Annotated in this window: 5 protein-coding genes; 3 read left to right on the top strand and 2 right to left on the bottom strand. The window is 49.3% G+C overall.

Translation table 11 applies throughout. The features are described 5' to 3' along the window. Window positions 1-436: 436 nt before the first annotated feature. Window positions 437-1,183 carry a hypothetical protein gene (locus tag V4C51_RS16560; RefSeq protein ID WP_330927287.1) on the top strand — a complete coding sequence of 249 codons (747 nt, stop codon included), beginning with the start codon at window positions 437-439 and terminating at the stop codon, window positions 1,181-1,183. A 96-nt stretch (window positions 1,184-1,279) separates the two neighbouring features. On the opposite strand, the gene tkt is transcribed toward V4C51_RS16560, so the two are convergent. Both tkt and V4C51_RS16550 read right to left on the bottom strand, forming a co-directional pair. Continuing rightward, complete coding sequence (gene tkt, locus V4C51_RS16555; RefSeq protein ID WP_330927286.1) at window positions 1,280-3,277, bottom strand: transketolase; 1,998 nt, start codon at window positions 3,275-3,277, stop codon at window positions 1,280-1,282. 314 nt (window positions 3,278-3,591) lie between these two features. Then, the gene (locus tag V4C51_RS16550) at window positions 3,592-4,344 is read right to left on the bottom strand and encodes a hypothetical protein (protein ID WP_330927285.1); all 753 of its coding nucleotides are present in this window, start codon (window positions 4,342-4,344) and stop codon (window positions 3,592-3,594) included. A gap of 246 nt (window positions 4,345-4,590) precedes the next feature. Here V4C51_RS16550 and V4C51_RS16545 point away from each other — a divergent pair, with 246 nt between their 5' ends. After that, the gene (locus tag V4C51_RS16545; RefSeq protein ID WP_330927284.1) at window positions 4,591-5,556 is read left to right on the top strand and encodes an ArsR/SmtB family transcription factor; all 966 of its coding nucleotides are present in this window, start codon (window positions 4,591-4,593) and stop codon (window positions 5,554-5,556) included. 39 nt (window positions 5,557-5,595) lie between these two features. Beyond that, window positions 5,596-6,759 (top strand): methionine adenosyltransferase, encoded by a 1,164-nt coding sequence (gene metK, locus V4C51_RS16540; RefSeq protein WP_330927283.1) that lies wholly within the window; start codon window positions 5,596-5,598, stop codon window positions 6,757-6,759. The last annotated feature ends 405 nt before the right edge of the window (window positions 6,760-7,164 follow it).

Raw genomic sequence — 7,164 nt, 5'->3', positions numbered from 1 at the left:
GTCGACCGTACTCCCCGGTACGGCGCTCCTTCGCAAAATCCCTTAGAGCCGCAAGGTTCCGCGCAATTCTCAGGGCAGTTTATGAAATATCCGGGCTAGCTGACGAGACTCATCGCGTCAAAAAACACCCTGAAAGAGATGATGAAGCAAACCATTGATCGGCTGAATACGGTGAGAAATAGCAGTAGCAACCCTTTGGCGGCCTCGCTAAAACAGGTTTATATTGCTATTTCATAGGGCTTGTCTCTGGAGGAGCCTGCTATATAAAAGACATTTTTTAACTATCTAGGCTGCAAGCTTAATAAAAGGAAGCTCCCTTGCTGTGGAGCCTGGTTCGTGCAAGGTGGTGCTTAAACAAAGTACGTCATAGCAGTAAAAAAGACGCCAGGGGACAGAAACTCAGTGGCTGCTACTGCCTACAGTCACAGGAGGGATTATGCTGAGGCCAGACGAATTGATTTATCCCAGAGGTACCAGAATTAGACCTTTAACCACCAAAGAAAACGTTGGAAGTAGTTTTCTTGATAAACGCTTGGCTTTCGAACTCGACTTTTACCAGTTAGACAAGAATACAGTTCTTTATTACCTGATAAGAACTCATAAGAATGGCGAATATAGTGTCTGTTGTTGTACCTCTGTTCGCCTCGGGCCTCTCAAAGCAGACGATATATCAGAGCCTGGTTACATCAAGGTATCACCGTCCCGCTATACCATTTTGAATATAGGGATTGACGAAGACTTTAGAGATTTTTTTCTGGGGCACTTGCTTCTTTTTCTGGTTGCCGTCAAAGCGTGCAGTGAACAATACCATTGCATTTATGTTGACCATCCTGCGCTGTCAGCGATAGATTTCTTTGTCAACCTGGGGTTTGTGCCAAACCAATCAACGGCAAGCACAGATACCACAAAGTATTGGAGTAACGAAGATCACAAAATAAAACGGGGATGTTTTGCATTTTTGTACAAGGAAGAAGATTTGTATCGTCAGGGGTTGCTTCATCATGTAACAGCGTTTCAGGAATTACATACACCCACAGGGACAGAGAGACACCAGTGTAATTGGTTTTGTGACAGCAGTAGGTTATATGGGCATCTTCGCGCTAAAGTTAAAAAAATATTTGAATTTTCCCCCCCTGAATTTACTCCTGCATTTTTACCTGATGATATCGGTGACCTGGCCTAGGAGCCTGTCGGACTAGTGCTTTCGAGCATAAAATTCACTGGTTGGACACATGTCTGATTGAGAACGCCCCCTGACACGGGCCGGGGGCGATAGGTGTTAATCCATTAATTCACTGGCAACAGCAACGACGTTTTCTTCGGTAAAACCAAAGTAGGCGAACAGGTCGCTGGCAGGGGCAGACTCACCATAGGTGGTCATACCCACAACGCGGCCATCGAGGCCAACGTACTTGTACCAGAAATCTTCAGAGGCTGCTTCAACGGCAACCCTGGCAGTGACTTCCAGGGGCAGTACCTTCTGCTTGTATGCAGCGTCCTGTGTATCAAACACTTCGGTGGATGGCATAGAAATCACACGCACTTTTCGGCCTTGCTCCGTCAGGTTTCGAGCCGCTTTTATCACCAGTTCCACTTCAGAGCCTGTTGCCATAAGAATCAGCTCTGGCAAGCCTTCACAGTCTTTCAGGATATAACCACCGCGGTCAATATCTGTCACCTGTCGGCTGTCACGGTGCATGCAAGGCAAACCCTGGCGAGAGAAAACCAACGCACTGGGGCCATCGGTACGCTCAATGGCGTGCTTCCAGGCGACAGCGGACTCAACGGTGTCACAGGGACGCCAGGTGTTCATATTAGGTGTCATGCGCAGGCTTGACAGTTGCTCAACCGGCTGGTGTGTTGGGCCATCTTCACCCAGGCCGATGGAGTCGTGGGTGTAGACAAAGATATTGCGCTGCTTCATCAGCGCGGCCATCCGCACGGCATTACAAGCGTATTCCATGAACACCAGAAAGGTGGCACCGTAAGGTACAAAGCCACCGTGCAGGGCAATGCCGTTCATTATGGCGCTCATGCCAAATTCACGTACACCGTAGTACAGATAGTTTCCGCTGGCGTCTTCTTTGCTGATGCCTTTGGAGCCGCTCCAGATAGTGAGGTTGGAACCCGCCAGATCAGCGGAGCCGCCGAGCAGTTCTGGCAGGAGGGGGCCGTAGGCATTGAGGGTATTCTGAGAGGCTTTGCGGCTGGCGATTTTTTCAGCGTTTGCCTGACATTCTTGAATATAGGCATTGGCCTTTTCAGAGAAATCAACGGGCAAATCACCGTTGACGCGACGGGTAAACTCAGCCGCCAGCTCAGGGTAGGCCACTTCATAAGCCGCAAATTTCTCCTGCCACCTCGCTTCTGCCGCCTGACCTTTTTCACGGCCATTCCAGGCACCGTAGATTTCCTGAGGGACAGTGAAGGGAGCGTGTTCCCAACCGAGGCGCTCACGGGTCAGCTTGATTTCATCATCACCGAGGGGGGCACCATGGCAGCTTTCTTTGCCTTCTTTATTGGGTGATCCGAAACCAATCACCGTTTTGCAGCATATTAAAGTAGGCTTATCCGTTTCCGCACGGGCAGCTTCAATGGCAGCAATAATGGCCTCGGGGTCATGGCCGTCAACAGCCGGAATGACCTGCCAGTGGTAGCTTTCAAAGCGCTTGACCGTATCATCAGTAAACCAGCCCTTCACTTCACCATCAATGGAGATACCATTGTCATCGTAGAACGCAATCAGTTTGCCTAATCCCTGTGTCCCTGCCAGGGAGCAGACTTCGTGAGAGATGCCTTCCATAAGGCAACCGTCGCCTAAAAAGACATAGGTGTTATGATCGACAACCGTGTGACCTTCACGGTTAAACTGAGCAGCCATGGCTTTCTCGGCAATGGCCATACCCACAGCGTTGGCAATACCCTGACCGAGAGGGCCTGTGGTCGTTTCAATGCCGGGGGCATAACCGTATTCCGGGTGGCCTGCGGTTTTAGAATGAAGCTGGCGGAAGTTTTTCAAATCCTCAATAGAGACATCATAACCGCTCAGGTGCAGCAAAGAATACAGCAGCATAGAGCCGTGTCCGTTGGAAAGCACAAAGCGGTCACGGTCTGCCCAATGAGGGTTAGTCGGGTTATGCTTCAGGTAGTCATGCCACAGGACTTCGGCGATATCTGCCATTCCCATGGGGGCACCGGGATGACCGGATTTGGCTTTTTGCACAGCATCCATGCTCAGGGCACGGATCGCATTAGCGAGCTCACGACGAGATGACATAGAAATCAGGACTCCTGATAAGGTCAGTCAGTTTGGTTTGGCCGCTATTCTAGACTGTTGGAAGAGGTTTTAGTACAACAAATGTCAAGGAGCCTGTCGGACTTAAGGCAATTTCGGCCTGAAATCCAGAAAGTGCGAGAAAGTGCGAGAAAGTGCGGCCATATTTTCCGATGAATTTGCTTAAATAGGTCAACTATTCGCACAAATTGATCGAAAATTCTGACTCGCCCTACTGAATTTTATGCTCGAAAGCTTAAGTCCGACAGGCTCCAGGAGTCACGATAAAATGCCCAAGTCTGAGAGTTTCAGCCGGGCTACATTTGAAGCTGGTTACGCTTGATTCGAATCAGATTTTCAAGCTCTGACCGACGTTTAGCTGGAAGTAGCTCTGTCTTTGCCAGGATGCGTTCAATCCTGTTTGTTGAAGCTGGCGAGAGTGAATCGTTTAATAGCAACGCTTTAAGGCGGTTCGCCTTATTATTGGCGAGAGCCATACCGGTGTTTACCTTGCCCAGAAGCTCAATTTTGATGTGATTACTCAGTGCGATATCGCCGTTAAACGTTTGGTCAAAGGCACCACAGGTTAAATCCCGCAAGAATCGGTGGGCATCATTACCCTGTAGTTGTTTACCCAGGGCTTTTAATTGGGGTTTGCTCAACTGCCTGGCCTGCTCAAAATCGTAATGACTCTTTTGTTCAGGTGTTTCACTGGGAGGCTCGGGTAAGTTCTGGATAATTTGTTCAATAGATTCAGGCGCTTTAAAAGGTTGCCCGGCCACTGCTTTGTTCATAACGGGCCTTGCTGTGTGCAACTGACTGGCCTGCTGTCGTTTTATTCGGTGCCTGCTCATTTTCGGTTCAACGCCAAAGTGGTTTTCTACGCTTCGTCTGTTGATAGGTTTTTTCTGAGGCTTGGAAGACGCTTGCTTTAAACCTAACAGCTTTTTTAGTAAGGGCCGGACGTTGATAGCGCGAGATTTTCCTGCAAACGTTGTTCTGATGGCGTGTTGAAGTTGTTGGGTAGTTTTTGCAATTGCCGTTGTTACCCTGTTGATATTGTTATTCATCGACTATCTCCCTAAGGTTCATGAACTTATCGGCCAACTACCGGCTCAGTTCACTTTTATCCTCCATTTATCAATAACAACCGCCCATAAAAGCGGCCTGTTTTGGGTTTTTCAGACAAGATCATAAACAGCTTTTCAGAAGGAGTTCGATCTGTCTGGCAGGCACCGCCGGGTATATCGAAATATTTTGATATACCCGGCGGTGCCTGCTAGACTCGTTTCACATCACCTCAACAGGAGCAGCACTTGCCAGAGATCACAACCACTGATCAGCTCGCCACCTTCGGAAAAGCTTTTGGTGATAAGCTTCGCCTTAGCGTTTTGCGGGTATTGCGTACTGAATCATTGGGGGTACTGGCCCTTAGTGAGGTGTTTGGTATGCGCCAGCCCGCCATGAGCCACCACCTGAAAGTGTTGTTGCAAGCGGGATTGGTCACCACGCGTAAGGAAGGCAATACCATCTTTTACCGACGGGCCCTGCCCCCAGCCAATAGTTGCCATGAAGGGATTATTCGCGCCTTTTTTACTGCTGTGGATCGCACCGGTTTGTCTGAAGAATTAACAAAAAGACTTAACAGCATCCAGCAGCAACGTGCTGAGCAGTCACGGCAATTTTTCGTCCGCAACGCCGACGTGCTGAGCAAGCAGCAGGAGCTTATTGCTGACCATGGGCTTTATGCAGAAGGTATGACGATACTTCTGGGGCAAACAAGCTTTCCGGCCAGCGCTCTGGCAGTGGAAATCGGGCCGGGTGAAGGGGCTTTTTTAAAAACGCTGAGCCAACAGTTTGCCAGGGTTTATGCGGTGGATAACTGTCAGACTATGCTGAGGTGCTCGCAGCAACGGGCCAATGATGAAAAACTTGACAATGTTAAATTTCATCTTGGTGAAATTCACGAGCTGGATAATCTTAACAACCAGTGTGACTGCATAGTCGCTAATATGGTGCTACACCATGTGCCGAGTCCGGCAGCAATGATTCCAAGGGCTTTGGCGTTGCTAAAGCCGGGAGGCAGTTTCCTGGTCAGTGAGCTGTGTCGCCATGATCAGGAATGGACACGTTCCTCCTGTGGCGACCTCTGGCTGGGGTTTAGCCCGGAAGAGTTGAGTCAGTGGGCTGAGCAGGCAGGTTTTATTAATTGCGATGCCCAGTATCTGGCATTACGCAATGGTTTTCAGATTCAAGTCCGGCGTTTTACCCGCCCTGCTTGAATGTCAGTGTGCAAAAGACAACTGAGGCAAAAGACAACTATGGCAGATTACTCACTGTTCACTTCTGAGTCTGTATCTGAAGGGCATCCTGACAAAGTGGCGGACCAGATTTCCGACGCGATTTTGGATGCCATCTTGAAAGATGACCCGGAAGCACGTGTTGCTGTTGAAACAATGGTGAAAACTGGCATGGTGATTGTTGCCGGTGAAGTGCGCACCAATACTTATGTTGATATTGAAGAGCTGGTACGTAACGTCGTTACCGACATTGGCTATAACAACGGCGACCTGGGTTTTGATGGTGAATCAGTGGCGGTAATGAACGCCATTGGCAAACAGTCTGTGGATATTGCCGTGGGTGTTGATGAAACTCACGCGCGTGAACAGGGAGCGGGTGATCAGGGCCTGATGTTTGGCTATGCCACCAATGAGACACCTGTGCTTATGCCTGCGCCAATTTACTATGCCCATGAACTGGTTAAACGTCAGGCACGGCTGCGGAAAAATGGTACCCTGCCATGGTTACGGCCAGACGCCAAAAGTCAGGTTACGTTGCGCTATGATAGCAAGGGTAATGTCCGGTGTGTGGATGCTGTCGTTTTATCTACACAGCATAACCCGGGTGTTTCTCAACAGCAGATTGAAGAAGAAGTGCTGGAGCATATCATCAAACCCGTGCTCCCTTCTGAGTGGTTGCACACTGAAACCCGCTTCCATATTAACCCCACTGGTATCTTTGTGATTGGCGGCCCCGTGGGTGACTGTGGCTTGACGGGCCGTAAAATTATTGTGGATACCTACGGTGGCATGGCGCGCCATGGTGGCGGCGCATTTTCTGGCAAAGACCCTTCCAAAGTTGACCGTTCTGCTGCTTATGCAGGGCGCTATGTGGCGAAAAACCTGGTGGCCGCGGGTATTGCTGATCGCTGTGAAATTCAGGTGTCTTATGCTATCGGTGTTGCGGAGCCTACCTCCATCTCCGTCAATACCTTTGGTACGGGTAAAATTACGGATGAAAAAATTGTAGAGTTGGTGCATGAGTACTTTGATTTACGCCCACGTGGCCTTATTGAAATGCTTGATCTTAAACGTCCCATTTATCAGGCAACCGCCGCTTACGGTCATTTTGGTCGTGAAGAGGCTGAGTTTAGCTGGGAGAAAACCGATAAAGCCGAAGCATTGAGAGTTGCCGCCGGGCTTTAAAAAATAAAGGCTCCTCACCAGTCCATAACAGGAATAATTTGGGGTGGTGATGTATTCTCAGAAACTGTCTTAAACGTCCCTGTGGTCCTGTGGTCCTGTGGCCCTGGTCAAATCGTTCAATGCGGCATGAGGGCTTGTGTGGGGAGCCCGAAGGGCCAGTTATTATTTGATAATCCAGTTTTCAAGTGGGCTTTGGTTGAGTTGGCAAGTCATTAAGCTGTTTCATTGGGTTTTTGACGGGGAGTTGCCATCTTTGTGAAAACGCAGATTTACTGTTTGCAATGGATTTCCCTCTTTGTGGGATGATAGCCCGGATATTTCATAAACATGCTCCTGGCCTTGCTTGCTCCTTGCGGCTCTAAGGGAGTTTTGCTCAGTCGACCGTACTCCCCGGTACGGCGCTCC

Origin of the sequence: Candidatus Sororendozoicomonas aggregata, assembly GCF_031528575.1 — a bacterium.
Classification (GTDB): domain Bacteria; phylum Pseudomonadota; class Gammaproteobacteria; order Pseudomonadales; family Endozoicomonadaceae; genus Endonucleibacter; species Endonucleibacter aggregata.
Note: the sequence above shows the minus strand (reverse complement) of the source record. Positions and strands in the feature narration are given on the sequence as shown.

Coding starts and splice junctions, on each gene's coding strand:
- V4C51_RS16560 (WP_330927287.1), top strand. CDS start 437: ATGCTGAGGCCAGACGAATTGATTTATCCCAGAGGTACCAGAATTAGA.
- tkt (WP_330927286.1), bottom strand. CDS start 3,277: ATGTCATCTCGTCGTGAGCTCGCTAATGCGATCCGTGCCCTGAGCATG.
- V4C51_RS16550 (WP_330927285.1), bottom strand. CDS start 4,344: ATGAATAACAATATCAACAGGGTAACAACGGCAATTGCAAAAACTACC.
- metK (WP_330927283.1), top strand. CDS start 5,596: ATGGCAGATTACTCACTGTTCACTTCTGAGTCTGTATCTGAAGGGCAT.